This window comes from Brevibacillus thermoruber 423, from assembly GCF_000454065.1.
Classification (GTDB): domain Bacteria; phylum Bacillota; class Bacilli; order Brevibacillales; family Brevibacillaceae; genus Brevibacillus; species Brevibacillus thermoruber.
This window is the reverse complement of record NZ_KE695652.1, coordinates 90,827-105,744: the sequence shown is the minus strand read 5'-3', so window position 1 is coordinate 105,744 and position 14,918 is coordinate 90,827. Positions and strand designations below refer to the sequence as shown.

The 14,918-nt window shown below is 46.5% G+C and carries 7 protein-coding genes; 5 read left to right on the top strand and 2 right to left on the bottom strand.

The genetic code is table 11. The annotated features are described in order from the left end of the window. Positions 1-22: 22 nt before the first annotated feature. Positions 23-1,543 (bottom strand): 3'-5' exonuclease, encoded by a 1,521-nt coding sequence (locus M516_RS0114960; RefSeq protein WP_051188235.1) that lies wholly within the window; start codon positions 1,541-1,543, stop codon positions 23-25. Further along, the gene (locus M516_RS0114955; RefSeq protein ID WP_029099842.1) at positions 1,494-3,401 is read right to left on the bottom strand and encodes an ATP-dependent helicase; all 1,908 of its coding nucleotides are present in this window, start codon (positions 3,399-3,401) and stop codon (positions 1,494-1,496) included. The genes M516_RS0114960 and M516_RS0114955 overlap by 50 nt, the downstream gene beginning before the upstream one ends. A gap of 140 nt (positions 3,402-3,541) precedes the next feature. On the opposite strand from M516_RS0114955, the gene drmA reads away from it, so the two are divergent. The 5 genes from drmA to M516_RS0114930 all read left to right on the top strand — a co-directional run bounded on the left by drmA (position 3,542) and on the right by M516_RS0114930 (position 13,900). Continuing rightward, positions 3,542-6,841 carry a DISARM system helicase DrmA gene (gene drmA / locus M516_RS0114950; protein ID WP_029099841.1) on the top strand — a complete coding sequence of 1,100 codons (3,300 nt, stop codon included), beginning with the start codon at positions 3,542-3,544 and terminating at the stop codon, positions 6,839-6,841. Between the two features lie 2 nt (positions 6,842-6,843). Continuing rightward, positions 6,844-8,619, top strand: coding sequence for a DUF1998 domain-containing protein (gene drmB / locus M516_RS0114945; protein ID WP_029099840.1), 1,776 nt, complete (start codon positions 6,844-6,846; stop codon positions 8,617-8,619). A 6-nt stretch (positions 8,620-8,625) separates the two neighbouring features. Beyond that, positions 8,626-9,408, top strand: coding sequence for a DISARM system phospholipase D-like protein DrmC (drmC, locus tag M516_RS0114940; protein ID WP_029099839.1), 783 nt, complete (start codon positions 8,626-8,628; stop codon positions 9,406-9,408). Between the two features lie 55 nt (positions 9,409-9,463). Then, positions 9,464-11,509: a 3'-5' exonuclease gene (locus tag M516_RS0114935; protein WP_238550984.1), complete on the top strand. Its 2,046-nt coding sequence runs from the start codon at positions 9,464-9,466 to the stop codon at positions 11,507-11,509. A 129-nt stretch (positions 11,510-11,638) separates the two neighbouring features. Further along, positions 11,639-13,900, top strand: a complete 2,262-nt coding sequence (locus M516_RS0114930) for a HelD family protein (RefSeq protein WP_029099837.1) — start codon at positions 11,639-11,641, stop codon at positions 13,898-13,900. Positions 13,901-14,918: the final 1,018 nt, after the last annotated feature.

The window sequence follows — 14,918 nt, the reverse complement described above, 5'->3', positions numbered from 1 at the left end:
ATTTTCCAAACTTCGATGTTTCTTACATCTTTTTCCTGATGTACAGATTGTGGTCAAGTTCATCAATAAATGGAGATACTTTTTCGATTGCAGACAGGATCAGGTGTTTCTTAGCCCTGGTCATTGCGACATACAATTTTCTTCTTTCAGTCGAGATGAATTCCTCTTCATCCTCCCCGGGAGGGACTTGACCGAATGGCATAAAACCTCTCTTGAGTCCGGTAACAATGACATGGTCAAATTCCAAACCCTTCGAGGCGTAATATGTGGTTAGTTTTACACCAGGTGAAAGAATATCGGCACCATCCTCCTTCACCGAAACAAAAGGGATTTTTTCCTCATCGAGTGCTTCTTCAAATTCCTTCAACCGTTCCACTGAATGGCCTATAACCCCGATAGTATGTTGAGGAAGACTTGATCTGATTTTTTTTATGCAATCCAGGACTGTTTTCAACTCTTCCGTTCTGTTTCTTGAAACGTACAGCTCGGGAACAGGGCCCTCGGTTTTGGGATCTTCCGGAGGCACGTATTCTGCATCCTTCATTAGAATTTGATCGTTTCTTTGCAAGCTTCGGGCAAGTTGAATGATTTGCTTTGTTGAACGGAAGGTATTGAGAAGCATCCTGCTTCTCCCTCTCACATCAATGTTGGCCTGCTTCCAGGTGAAATTTCGCCGATAGATTCTTTGTCCCTTGTCGGCAGCTATGGTGAGGCTTTTTAGGGCGAGTTTCCTGATCGCCGTCAATTCCATTAGTGACAGATCCTGGGCTTCATCTACCAGGATATGAGCCGGAAGCTCCTTCCTGTTTATCTTGTCAAAATTTGCAAGCAACAGCAATGCTATATCGTCATAATCAATTCTTCGTCTGCTTCTCAACATTTCCTGATATTTGCTGAAAACCTTGAATATTCCTTCACGATGACCTTTTAATACCTGTACTTGTTTTCCCCTACCCGTCCGGGTTACATCAAGATATTCCTGAAGACCCTTTATTCCGTTGCCCTTGATCCAGGAAAACTCCTTCTGAAGAAAATCCACCAATGCCCATTTCTCTGCTTGAGGATTTTTTTTTCCGATTTTCGGCAATTCAAGATTTGTTTCCTCTTTCCTTACAGTATTCAAGGCAAAGTGGACCAATCCCCTCAAATCCTGTTCATAATTCAGATTGGGGATACCTGCATCCAACAAGAGTTGTCTGCCCCACTGATGAAACGTGGTTGCCTCAAAGGGATTGGAACTTGTTTTCAAGGCCAACTGACGCATGTAAATGGCGAGGGAACGATTGTATGTAAGAACAAGTACCTTCCCTTCCCCTTTCTTCTGAAGAAATTTTGCTCGTTCCAGCAAAACCGTTGACTTGCCGCTTCCAGGAATCCCCTGGACAAGCAGGGTACCTTCCGTTTTGTAATTGACGCATTCCTTCTGTTCCTCGGTTAGTGAAACATTGTTATCCGGCTTGACCCCGACATCCACCGGAGTCTCTCTTATCACATTAACGGGGTTGGTTATCTTCTTCTTCAAAGAATCTAGCCAGTTCTGCACGGAACCGTTCCTCCTCCTCTTCCTGCTGTTTCTCCGCAATCAACAATTGCTCCATCATGTTATCGTCAAGGAATGTATCCCCTTGAAGTTCAACTCCGCCGGGAACCAGATATTCAACATGTTCAACACCTTCTCCGGCACAATCACCAAAGAAATCCGCAAAGAGTTTTCCGTGTGTCCCGATGACATAGAGTCTTTCCTTGGCACGTGTAATTCCAACATACAACAGTCTTCGTTCTTCTTCGATGTCTGGTCTAGAACTGTGAGGGAAGCTCTTGTCGCCAAGGTACATGAGGAACACGACCCGATATTCCTTCCCCTTTGCAGAATGAATGGTCTGGATGTGAACGCCTTCACCCGTTGGTGTGGTGTTCTCCGCATCGACATGCTCGTGAAGAAGATCGATAACTTCATAAGAGACGGCTGCGCCTGCCAGTTTTGCTTCCTCGAGAGTGTTTACAAGTTCCTCTCTTGTTGTCCCTGCCAATTCACCATCACAGTATCCGCTTGCAATTTGCTGGATAAGGCTGTCTATGTCATCTCCATAGCGATACTGACAAATTTCCAACAGTGCCCTCATGACCAAAAGCTTCCGTTCATGTTCCTTCTTGCCGGAGGAAATCGCCACACCAAGTTCCTTCAAGGCGTCCCTGACAACTCCGCCTTGTCTTGAAAATTCACTATCCTTGCGAACAAGCACCGCAATTTCGCTTGCCGGTATGCCTTCGTTGACAAGCCTTGAAATCTCCCTTGCTACGAAATCAGCCGCCAGTTCCAATCTCGGGGCATTTATCCGTTTAACCGGATAATTCACAAGGGAATCCTTTCGCAATCGGATTTTTGCAGGTTCAAGCTTCTTGGGTATCAGGCGGTTTTGCTTCTCCAAGATCCTGTTGGCCAGCATGATGATGTTGGGAGTTGAACGATAGTTTTCCGTCAGGTCAATGGGTTCGAGGACCGGTAGTCCCGAAACGGTCACTCGTTTGGGAAAATACAGAATGTTGGATACGTCCGAACCATTAAAGGTGTAGATCGCCTGATCATTGTCGCCAACCACATTGAGGAATACATCGTTTCCAGCAAGATCGAACAGAAATCTTTCCTGTGCCCTGGATGTATCCTGGTACTCGTCAACAATGATATATTTCAGACCGTCCTTAATGCGTTCCCTTGTCGCTCCTTTCCGATGGGCAATTGCCCTGTGTGCCTCGAGAATCAATCCTGGATAGTCGATTGCATTGTGCTTCCGTAGAATCCTTTGATAGCGTTCCCAAACAATGCGTACATTCGAAACAGGAACTTCAACCCTTCCGGTAAACTCGTACGGTACAATGATTGTTCCCTCACCGGGGAGGTCCTCCGGATCGAAAAAAGCCTCGCCAAGTGAATAGTGTCCCTGTCTCGCAATATCCAGTGCCTTCGCGTACAGTTCGGGGGCAATGGAACGATCAAATTCATCCTTGATTCCGGCGAGCAATTCCCTCCTGTGATTGAAGAACAATGATGCTTCTCCAGCTCCTTGGACAACTTCAAATCCCGTTTTGAGCCAGGTTTCCCCCATGTTTGCGGCAAGCCTCAGGATTCGGTAGGCAAGTCCATGGAACGTGAATGTACTTACCGGACTACCCTGTCCGATTTCCATGGCCATGTTTTGAAGTTTCTCCAGGAGCTGCAACCTGGCAGCCCTCGAAAAGGAGATGGACATCATGGAAGAAGCAGGTATCCCCATTTCCACCTGTAAAAACAGTATCCTCGCAGCGATTGTGGTTGTCTTTCCTGTTCCCGCAGCCGCGTTGATGAGAAGATGTCCTTCAGGCGCAGTTACCGCCCTCGCCTGAGCTTCATTCAATTCAATCATGCGAGCTCCCCTTCTTTGATAAGGTTTTACAAATTTCTACAGATTGAAGTTCGTTATTACAGGATATATACCCTTTCATGTCGAAAAAACACATAAAATGCCAAATATTATTTTATCATTGTGGGAAAGGGGTTAAACAGTTGAAAAACCAGAACAAGGTCGCTATACGTAATGAACTGATAGAAAGACTCAGGTACGAGCTTGTTGGCCCCAATGAAGAACACGAACTGATCGATGAACTTCCAACCCAGCGATATCTCACGGGAATCTTGTGGCCTTCGGGGGAAAAAGTCCGACAGGAAGAGGACGATCATTTGGGAGCCGGTCAAGAGGGTGAAGAGACTGGTCCCATGGAAACGGTTGCACCTCTCAACAAGGCCATGCTTCCATCCTCCATGGGCCTTTCATTCGTGGTCGAACCAGGAATTGAAAAGCTTGAAGTGCAGGTATCCTGGGGCCAATACCGTCCGGTTACTGAAGGGAGTGACACCGAAGAACGGTGGAAAAGGGACCCAATTGTAAAAAAACGTCAAATCAGAATAGATGATGCCGACGGGGTGCGAAAAAGAGATCCCCTGGACGAGAATAAGGGAGTGTTTCTGGAATGGCTTTCCCGCCCTCTCGGAAAACGCATAGCAGTGAGTGTGTTCATTGTAAACAGGCAAAAGGCTCCGGAAAAAGGACCAAAAGATTTTTATTGTCTCTTTCAGCCGGAAATCAGGGTTTCATCGACTGTGGACGGGCAAAAACCGTTTGGAGTGCGTGAATTGAAGTATGAGCCTGGTACTTATCGACCGCTGGATGTCATGATGGATGAACTCCTGTACAGGGAACAGACTGTATTTGCCGTGGGACATGGAACGGCGGTCAAATGGGACGAGGTAAGTCCGGACAATCAGTACGCGGGGGTTCTTGCAACAGTAACCATCCCGGTGTACGAGATTCCGATGGTGACTCCCCCTCCATGGAACGGACAGGGAAATCTCAATATGGATGATATTGCCATCTCTTCAAATGCAGATACGCTGTGTGAATATCTGGAACCACTGGCAGATGCATATGACGACTGGATCTATCAGAGGGAATTGGAACTGGATTCGTTCTCGGGAGAGCTCAGGAGCACTGCCGAAGAAAACATCAATCAGTGCAAAAAGTCTTTGAGCCGAATAAGAAAGGGAATTGACCTCATTCGAAGCAATCAGGTTGTATTTGAAGCATTTCGTTTTGCCAACAGAGCCATGGCAATGCAGCGACTACAGTCCAAATGGTCAAGGCAGGCAAGAAAAACAAAGGACTGGAGCCGGAAACACGACAGTGAAAAACCATCGTGGCGTCCGTTCCAGATTGCTTTCATACTTCAATCCCTGACTGGCATAGTGGAACCGACCCACGATGATCGTGACATTTGCGATCTCCTGTGGTTTCCGACAGGTGGCGGGAAAACCGAGGCTTATCTGGGGCTCGCTGCCTTTACCATGGCCCTCAGAAGGCTTCGGGGTGAACAGGATGGCAAAAGAGGCGACGCCGGTGTTAATGTCATCATGCGTTACACCTTGCGTCTGTTGACAATACAACAGTTTCAAAGGGCCGCTACCCTCATTTGCGCCTGTGAAAAGATCAGGCAGGAGCAGCCCGAGCGTTGGGGACATGTGCCATTCCGAATCGGACTCTGGGTTGGTGGCAAATCTACTCCAAATGACTTTGATGAAGTGGTGAAGGATCTGACAGAAACAAATCCAGGAGGCAGGACACCCATTCAACTGGTTTCATGCCCGTGGTGCGGTTCACCCCTTGGGAAAAAGGATTACTTTCCTGACAAACGCAGACGCCGCCTGATAATTGGATGCTCGAGAAGGGAATGTGACTTTCACCGCACCAATAACCCTGATGGCATTCCGGCTTTGGTCAATGACGAGGAAATCTACCGTTACCTGCCTGCCATGTTGATTGGAACGGTCGACAAGTTTGCCAGACTTCCATGGGTTGGAGAGACCCAGACTTTGTTTGGCAATGTAAAAAGCGAACTGGACCTCTGGGGTTTTACCTGTGAGGGTGAAAGTGAAAGAATGATTGGTTTTCGCAACCAGGTACTGGGAGGAACGACACCGGTTGTGAAGGACCAGAGAGAACTTCTTCCACCAGAGTTGATCATTCAGGACGAGCTACATTTGATTGGCGGCCCTCTTGGTACGATGGTGGGCATCTACGAAACCGCAATTGATTATCTTGCGTCCCGCGAGATCAGAGGCAAACTGGTTGGTCCAAAGGTAATCGCTTCCACAGCCACCATACGTCGTGCCGAAGACCAGGTTAAACTGCTGTTTGCACGGAAACTGGCCATTTTCCCGCCTCCGGGGCTTGTTTCAGGAGATTCGTTCTTTGCCCGGCAGCAGCCATTGGACAAGACTCCTGGAAGAACCTATCTTGGGATTTTTGCGCCTGGGCGAAGTGTGAAGACGGCTCTCGTCCGAGTCTATTCCACCCTTCTGGCTTCTACAGGTGCAATGAAGGCATTCTCGGCCGATGACCTTGATCCGTATCAGACAATGGTGGGATACTTCAATTCCCTGCGTGAGCTAGGTGGAGCAGTACGCCTGATTGAAGACGACGTCAGGGCGAGGATGAACGTGCTTGCCAATCGCCCAACTTCACAGAAGTATTCCTACGTCTCACGTGAACTGGATGATGAAGTGCCCGAGCTCACAAGTCGGGTCGATTCAAAAGACATACCGGCGATCCTTGACAGACTGGAAAGAAGTTTCACCGAAGCGGAAAGCGGGAAAGAACGCCCTGTTGATGTGGTCCTTGCCAGCAACATGATTTCGGTTGGAGTGGATGTGTCCAGATTGGGGTTGATGGTGGTAAACGGCCAACCCAAGACAACTTCAGAGTACATTCAGGCTACCAGCCGGGTAGGACGAGAGCACCCGGGTCTGGTTATCACCGTTTACAACTGGGCTCGCCCGAGAGACGTATCACACTATGAAAGGTTCATTTCATACCATTCTGCTCTGTACCGATACGTGGAGGCAATAAGTGTGACTCCCTACTCCTCCCGGGCAAGGGATCGGGCTCTGGCGGCAGTCCTGGTATCCATGTGCCGGTTGAAAATAAGAAAACTTTCCAAGAGGGAGAACGCCGTTCATTTCAAGTCCAGAAGCCCGGAGACCGAAAATATCAAAAAGTACATTCTGAGACGAGTCAACACTCTTGAGGGGGCCTCGAGGTTGAGAGAAGTGGACCAGGATTTGAAAATGGATGTTGACCTCTGGGAGAAGGAAACGGCAAAAGATGTCCTTCTTTATGACGGGGGCGGTTCCAACAACCCGAGACTTCTTTACCCGCTCGGAAACAAGAAGAAAAACGGTGTTTTCGGTACTCCCAACTCCATGCGTGACGTTGAACCCCCAATCGGCATCTATCTTAGAAAGGGAGATTGACCATGCAGAACAAAATAGGAGAACTCCGTCCCAGTCAATTGATCACCACTTTCGGTCCGGGAGCCATCATGGAACTCCCGGAATTCTCCGTAATCATTGCCGGAATTGACAAATGGGAAAAAAAGCTGTGTGAGAAAATCAACGAGCCCAGACTTATTAGGAAACTGGGAATACAGGAAATCCTTACGCCACCTGCTTCGAAGTTTGACAGTGTAACCTATGAGGGTACACTTCCGGCTTACCGTTTTCCAAGGTATCTGGTATGCCCGGCATGCAGGAAGCTTGGTACTCCAGAAAAGTTTTACATCAACGAAGGCACCCAGGTCGCCTATTGCCAGTGCAACAGGGAAAATCCGGTCAAGGCATTTCCTTCCCGTTTTGTGGTTGCATGCAAGAAGGGACATGTTGACGATTTTCCGTGGAAACGGTTTGTTCATGGAAAAAAAAGAAACCCATCATGCAAGGGAGACAAGTTGAAGCTTCTAGACAATGGAAAAACTGGTGCGATTGCGGACATTGAGGTTTTGTGCGAGGACTGTGGTGAGAAGAGATCCCTGCAGGATGCCTTCTCGGAAAGACATAAACTGGGCCGGTGCAGTGGTCACAAACACTGGCTGGGGCCGTCGGTCCGGGAAGACTGTGACCAAGGCTTGCGCCCCATGCTGCGTGGAGCTTCCAACATATATTTTCCCGTTGTTGAAAGTGCACTGGCCATTCCGCCTTACACCAATCCCCTTCACAGCATCGTTGCGGAAAACATGGACAGGCTCACGGAGCTTGAAACCATTGAAGATCTGGAAGCTGCCATCAGGCTGATATACAAGGAGTTAAGGGAGTATCCGTTGCAGGAAGTCTGGAAAGCAATACAATTACAAAAGAACCTGCCAACAGGTGAAAGCCAGGATCTTCTCTTCCCTGAGTGGGAAGCCCTGATGCGTGGCTCCCTGCCGAACGGCGATTATGATTTTGAAACGGAAGAACAACAAGTGCCGGAAGAATATCAAAAATACATCTCCAAACTGGTCATGGTAAGGAGACTTACAGAAGTCAGAGTTTTGGATGGATTTACAAGAATTGATCCCCTGCCTGATGCAACGTCCCTTTTGAGTGGCGAGCAGGCAACCGGGGAGTCTGGATTAAAGGCTGAATTAAGTCAAACCAGAGTAAACTGGAGACCGGGCATTATGACGAGAGGGGAGGGTATCTTCGTTGCCCTCAATGAGGATACACTCTCTGAATGGGAGGCCAGGGTTGAAAATGCCGTCAAGTACATGGAAACGGCATTTGAACGCTATTGTGAGGACCGAGGTCTTGAGAAGGAATACAGACCCGCATTTCCGGGAGCAAGGTATATCCTCCTCCATACCCTGGCTCACTCCCTCATGAGACAGTTGTGTCTAAACTCAGGTTACTCTTCCACGGCTCTGAGAGAACGCATATATTCGAGAAACAAGCCAGGACAGAAAATGGCAGGAATCCTTATCTACACTGCAACACCGGATTCGGAAGGAAGCCTTGGTGGTCTGGTTGAGCTGGCCAAAACGGACAACTTCAGAGGTGTTCTCTGGCATACTCTACAGGATGCAAGATTCTGCTCGGGAGATCCGCTCTGTGCCGAACACAAGCCTGAAGCTGTCGGGGATTTGAACGGAGCAGCCTGCCATGCATGTCTCCTCGCTGCCGAGACTTCCTGCGAACGATCCAATCTATTTCTTGATCGATCCTTTCTGATTGGAACCGTATCCGAACAAAACCTGGCATTCTTCCAAGAGGAGTAGAATATATTGAAGACCTTGGACAAAATGATTTCCAAACTAGTAGTTGGATCTTCCATCGAGGCGGTGACGGAACTGCATCGTGCCCTGGAAGACGGGCGCATCAGGTCAACCATGAGCGCAAACGAGGTTCTTGCAAGGATTCGTCCCCACACGATTCCCGTGCACCTTTTGCATGATCTAATGACGGCATGGAGAGTCGAAGAAGCCCGTGGCATGACATCCCATACCCTTTCCATGACGATAAGGGCCTGCCTTAATTGCTGTGAACTGACAAGAAGAGACCGCCAGCTTACCGAGCTTGTCTGGACAGGGCCTGTGGCGACATCTGGAGAAATGGTCAGGTCTACCTGGAGCGTTTTTCTCGAAATGATTGAATCCGCAGACAAGCATTTGCTCGTGGTGGGATACAATCTAACCTCGGAGACCAACACCACGAATGCAATTCTAAAAGCTCTAGCCGCTGCCAAAAAAAGGGGATGTGAAGTAACCATTGCATTGCATGACAATGGTCAAAACCTGTCGCAATTGAAAGGTGCATGGCCGGAAAAACTGGCCCTCCCACGTATTCTGAGATGGATAGGTCGACAGGGCGACGAGCTTGCAAGCCTTCATGCAAAGGTACTGGTTGCCGACAAGATTGACCTTCTCGTTACCTCCGCAAACCTCTCCTATCATGGAATGGAATCGAACATTGAACTTGGATTGCGTACGCGTGGCGAACTGGCTCTTCAGGTGGTTCGTCATTTTGAAGCGCTGGAACGAGAGGGTTTCCTACTCCCCTACAACTAGAATCTGCATGAAGGGAGGATAAATTTCCGGTATGCAACTCTCACGTGAGATAAACATGAAGCCTTCATTTTTGAGGGAATTGCACAATCTCCCCTCCTCCATGGACGCACAGGTCTGGGAGAAAATCAATTTCCTGGCCCAAAACCCGATACCGGATGGGAAGCTAAAGAAAAAACTTCAAAAATATCCTGATGTTTACCGGCTGCGTATTGGTGATTTTCGATTGTTTTATACATTCGGTAGCAACTGGATTCGTCTGTTGAGTATCAGGGCCAGAAAGGAAGCCTACAGGAAGGACGTTGGCTATGAAGAACCCTTGGCAAAATTCAACGTGGACGATCAGGAGATACATGATGATGAGGAAATTGCAATGGGGGCACCAAGACATTACAATGGTTGGTCTTATGAAAGCCATGATCATTCGCCCCGATTGCCAGTGGAGATTTCACCGGAATGGCTGAATCAACTCAGAATACCGGAAGAACTTCACCCTGCCCTGGTTGCCTGTCAAACGGAAGATGACCTTCTATCGGCGAATGTTCCCAATGAGTACATTGAAAGGGTCGTTGACAACATATATCCAAGACCGGTGACTGAAATACTTGATCAGCCCGATTTTGTATTGTTCGACACCGATGACTTGATTCGTTACAAGGAAGGCGACCTGAAGTCCTTTCTCCTTAGATTGGATTCGGAACAGGAAAGACTTGTTGACTGGGCTCTTCACGGGCCAGCCATGATCAAGGGTGGACCAGGAACCGGCAAATCGACAATAGCACTTTACCGGGTTCGTTCATTACTGGATCACGCTGATCAAACCGGCAATTCCGGACTCATGGTTCTCTTCACGACATATACCGAGACACTCACACGCTTCTCCAGACAGCTTTTGGAACAGCTGCTCGGAGAACGGATGGAGCGGGTAGTTGTTGAAACTGCTGACAATCTTGCGATAAATATCGCTTCCCTGCAACAGGAAATCGGCCCAATTGCCGGCAGGGATGTACTTAGAAGCATTCTACTGGAAGCCATGGAATCCATTTCTGATGAACATCGAACCCTTTTGAGCAAGTTTCGACCAGATTATTTGCTGGATGAGATTAAGTGGGTCATAGACGGGAGAGACATTACATCGTTCGAGGAATACCAAAATACGGATAGGTCCGGTAGAGGCATTGCCTTCAACAACCAGACAAGAACGGCAATGTGGTGCTTGTACGTCGAGTTCGACAACGCTTTGAAAAGGAAGAATGTTTGGAGTATCTCCGGAATTCGGAGACTTGCATTGAATCTTGTGCGTAGTGGAGTCTATCGCGAAAAATATGGATCAGTCATAATTGATGAAGCACAGGATCTTACACCGGCAAGTCTGAGTCTACTTGTGGAACTAGCAAGGGAACAAGGTGGCCTGTATCTTACTGCCGATGCTTCCCAATCCATTTACTTCAGGGGATTTTCATGGAAGGACGTTCATGATCGTCTTCGTTTCAGAGGACGAACTGTAAACCTCAGAAGAAATTATCGGACCACAAGGGAAATTGCAGCTGCAGCCAGTGACTTTCTCCGCCGTTCCGATTGTGGCGACCCGGATTCACTGTTGCCAGTATCAAGCCAATCAGGTCCCCAGCCGATACTCAAAGGCTTTGATACAAAGGAAGAACAGTGGAAGTATCTTGCGAGCTACGTCAAGCAAATGAGCCGCCACTTGAGATTGAAGCCTTCAGCTGCGGCGGTACTTGTACCGGATCAGAAGTCGGGAGAGAAAGCAGCTTCTGCTCTAACCATCCTGGGATTACCATCAATTTTCACGTCAGGTACGGAACTTGATCTCGACAGTGACGAGGTCAAGGTTCTAACGATCAAAGCGGCAAAAGGTCTGGAATTTCCGATTGTAGCAATTACGGATCTGGCAGACAATCTTCTACCCGGTCTTGCCGAAGAGACAGATGAAGATGAAATACATGAGGAATTGAAGGCCGCACGAAGAACACTGTACGTGGGAATGACGAGGGCAATGAGAGGTTTGATGCTACTATACCCCAATAAAAATGCCTCGCGCTTCATCAAGGAATTGGGGGAAGACAACTGGTACAGAGCCTGAAAACACAGTCACTCGACTGTGTTTTTTTATCAAGGTAATGTTGGAATGTTATAATGAATCTATAAATTATTCCAACAATATCATAAAATAAAAGACAAATGTCGACTTTTTTCTATGTGGGTGGTATTCATGAACGAGAACCTGATCGGTGAAGAACAAAAGATACTGGACCAAAAAATTGTTGAGATTGAAGAGATAATACAGGATCTAAGCAGTCAGTTGCAGGAAAAAAGAAACATCGACGATACGACCCATATGGATTCACTGATTGAACAACAAAAGCGTTATCTCAGTGCCAAAAACCAACCTTATTTTGGCCGTCTTGACGTGAATGAAGACGGCAATACTGAAACCTACTACATTGGAAAGACTCCGATTGTAAGAAATTATATTGAGAACATTGTAATAGATTGGAGATCTCCGTTGGGAGATGCCTTTTATTCCTATTCCGGCGGCAGTCCAAAGGTAGTTGTAAAAAGATCCGATGGAAATATCGTCGAAATCAATGTTAAATCTAAGCGACAGATTCATATTGAAAATCAAAAAGTCAAGTCGGTAAGTGTTACGGGACCGGTCACCTCAAGCAACGATAATACGGATAAAGCAAACAACGAATTAACGGGTGACAACTTTCTTGTCGACATGCTGAATCAGCCATCGGTAGGCTTTCAGCTTAAGGAGATCATTTCCACAATTCAACGGGAGCAAAACGAAATCATACGTCTCGGAATCAGGCAACCGGTTCTGATTCAAGGGGTCGCCGGAAGCGGGAAGTCAACGGTAGCATTGCACCGGGTATCCTATTTGCTGTACAAGTACAAGAACCTGAAGGCTGAAAACATCCTCATTATTGCTCCGAATAACATGTTTTTGACGTACATACAGTCTACAGTCAGGGACCTGGATATATCAGGCATTAGACAAACAACATTTGCCTCCTTGGCCAAAGAGCTTTTGCCTGATCTTCGGGAAATTGCCGAACCCCATCAGCTCCTAGTCGATCTCGTTGAGAACAAGAAAGGTGCAAAAGACAACCTTTCCTATGATTCATTCAAGGGGTCCATGAGGTTCAAACAAATCGTGGACAGATATCTTCAGCATATTGAAGAAGGTTTGGAAAGATTTGATACACTATACTTGAACAGCGACATTTATTTAGACAAGAGTGAAATTCAGAAGGTTTACAAGGGGTACTCTCATCTGCCTCTGATGAAGCGTAACAAGCAGCTCCTGGAATGGTTGAATGACTGGATTGATGAAAAAAAGGAAAAGATTGTTAAATCCCTTCAGGAACAGTTCGAATCTGCCTGCAGACAATGGGTGTATCACATAGATGAACGAGATCCACTGAGGAGAAAAACGTACGATGCCCTAGAACAGGCTTTAAACTACAGATTGGGAAAAATCAAAAAGGAAGTTAACAGCAATTGGTCCCATTATCAAAAGAAAATCGCCTTCTTAAAAGCCATTGAAGTGTACGAGTCCCTGTTTGACAAGGATTTGTTGATGATTTTGGACCCTGAATTGGACCCTGATTTTGCCGAGGGCATTGCAAGCCATTTTGACAGGAATTTTCTCAGATACTCTGATCTCGCAGCATTACTGTACATTGAATGGAAACTCAATGACTTTTCAAAAAAATTCGATTACATTATTGCAGACGAAGCACAGGATTTAAGCCCGTTCCAGATTTCCATATTGAAACTACTGGGAGAATCAATGACCTTGCTTGGTGACATTTCCCAAAATGTCTACTCGAATGCCGGTATTGGAGACTGGAATAGTCTCGTTCCCGATGTGTTTGAAGAGCAACAGCTTGTTCGGCTGGAAACATGGGTAAACTACCGTTCTTCGAAGGAAATAATAGAAGTAGCAAACAAAATCATTGAAAATTCCGGATTGGACATCCCCAGGATGGTCTCTCTAGAGAGACGCAGCGATGAAGTCAAGATTCAAAGAGTGGATTCAGAGCCCGAACTTCTCGAGAAACTGAAGCATTCCATCCGGTACTTCCTTGATAAAGGGTATAACAAGATCGCGATTATCCACAAGGACTTCAACAGATGCAACAATCTGTTCAAGCTTTTTACGGATGCCGGTATCAATGAGATACAACTTGTCTCCAAAGGAGATGACACAATCAGGGAAAAGACCATTATCATCCCGTCATATCTTGTAAAGGGGCTGGAATTTGACGCCGTCATCATTCCAAATGCAAGTGAACTCAATTATGATTCCAACGAAATTGATACCAAACTTCTCTTTGTGTCCGTCACCAGGGCTCACCACGGCCTGCATGTTTATTATCACAAGAAGGCTTCTCCCCTACTAGCGGGATGCTATGAAGAACCAGTGACAGGGGTCGGATTTGGTGAGTACGGCATCCTTTAAAAATTACAATATACTACAGCAGGATTCCGGGGTTGGGTTCTTCCCAGCCGTATAGTTCGATTTTCTCTTACTCATTTTCTATCACTCTTACAGTTTATGGATGTAAAATAGCCAAAAGGCTACCAAAAAGTATCCTTTTGGCTACTTGTTCCGATAATTTGCTCGAAGTAAAATAAGTTACAGAAACACTTTAATAATTCTACCACAAGTTAATACAGTACTTGAACTACCATAGGAAATGGCGTTCAAAAAGTGCTGCTTATTACTGGTCTTCCTACCAGTGGTACGCACTTTTGGACGCCATTTTTCATCTTTTCAAAAGGAGGGTGAGCCGTTTCAACAAATTCAATTCTGCCTGTATTTCTCAAACTTTGGTCAAAAAGTTGTTCAAGGAATTCAGAAAAATGCAAGGTGATGCGATGTGATTCAATCAAATTTGACAAATAACTCCTGGATTCAGAAGGTTTTAGCATGCTGTGAAGCTCATGGAATCTCTAAACAAATTATTAACAGGTTTGCGGAACTTTATTGCAAGGAGGATTCACAAGAACATGAATGAGATTTTCAAGAAGTTGGATATACATGGATCTAAGATAATCACTATTACCCGTAGAAGGGCCATAACCCGGGGTAAGCCAAAGCCCTTTGAAGAACAGTATTCGTTCGATTTATTCGACTCGCAGTCCAAATAAGCCAACTTACCTGCAAGTGAGGTATATGTCCGAATCCCCTCGTTAACAATAAAAAGTAGATTATACGGGGGGGATACAAATGTGCAAAACCAAGATTGTGAGCGTTACTTACAATTCCGAAACTCCAGAGGATTCACTTGTATGGATCAGTCAAATTATTACCAACCTTCTAATCAAGGAACTGGGTTTGACACCCAATGAAGCCGGGGGGTTAGTCAAATGTTCCCATGAACTTTTGACTCCCCTTTATTCAGAAGAATCAAAGAGGAGTGAATATGATGGTACTAAGGATCAATAGGGAAGCCCCATTCCCTTTATCTGATGAC

Bases quoted from the DNA above. Each gene is read 5' to 3' on its own strand.
- drmB (WP_029099840.1), top strand. From the start codon at position 6,844: ATGCAGAACAAAATAGGAGAACTCCGTCCCAGTCAATTGATCACCACT.
- M516_RS0114930 (WP_029099837.1), top strand. From the start codon at position 11,639: ATGAACGAGAACCTGATCGGTGAAGAACAAAAGATACTGGACCAAAAA.
- M516_RS0114935 (WP_238550984.1), top strand. From the start codon at position 9,464: ATGAAGCCTTCATTTTTGAGGGAATTGCACAATCTCCCCTCCTCCATG.
- M516_RS0114955 (WP_029099842.1), bottom strand. From the start codon at position 3,401: ATGATTGAATTGAATGAAGCTCAGGCGAGGGCGGTAACTGCGCCTGAA.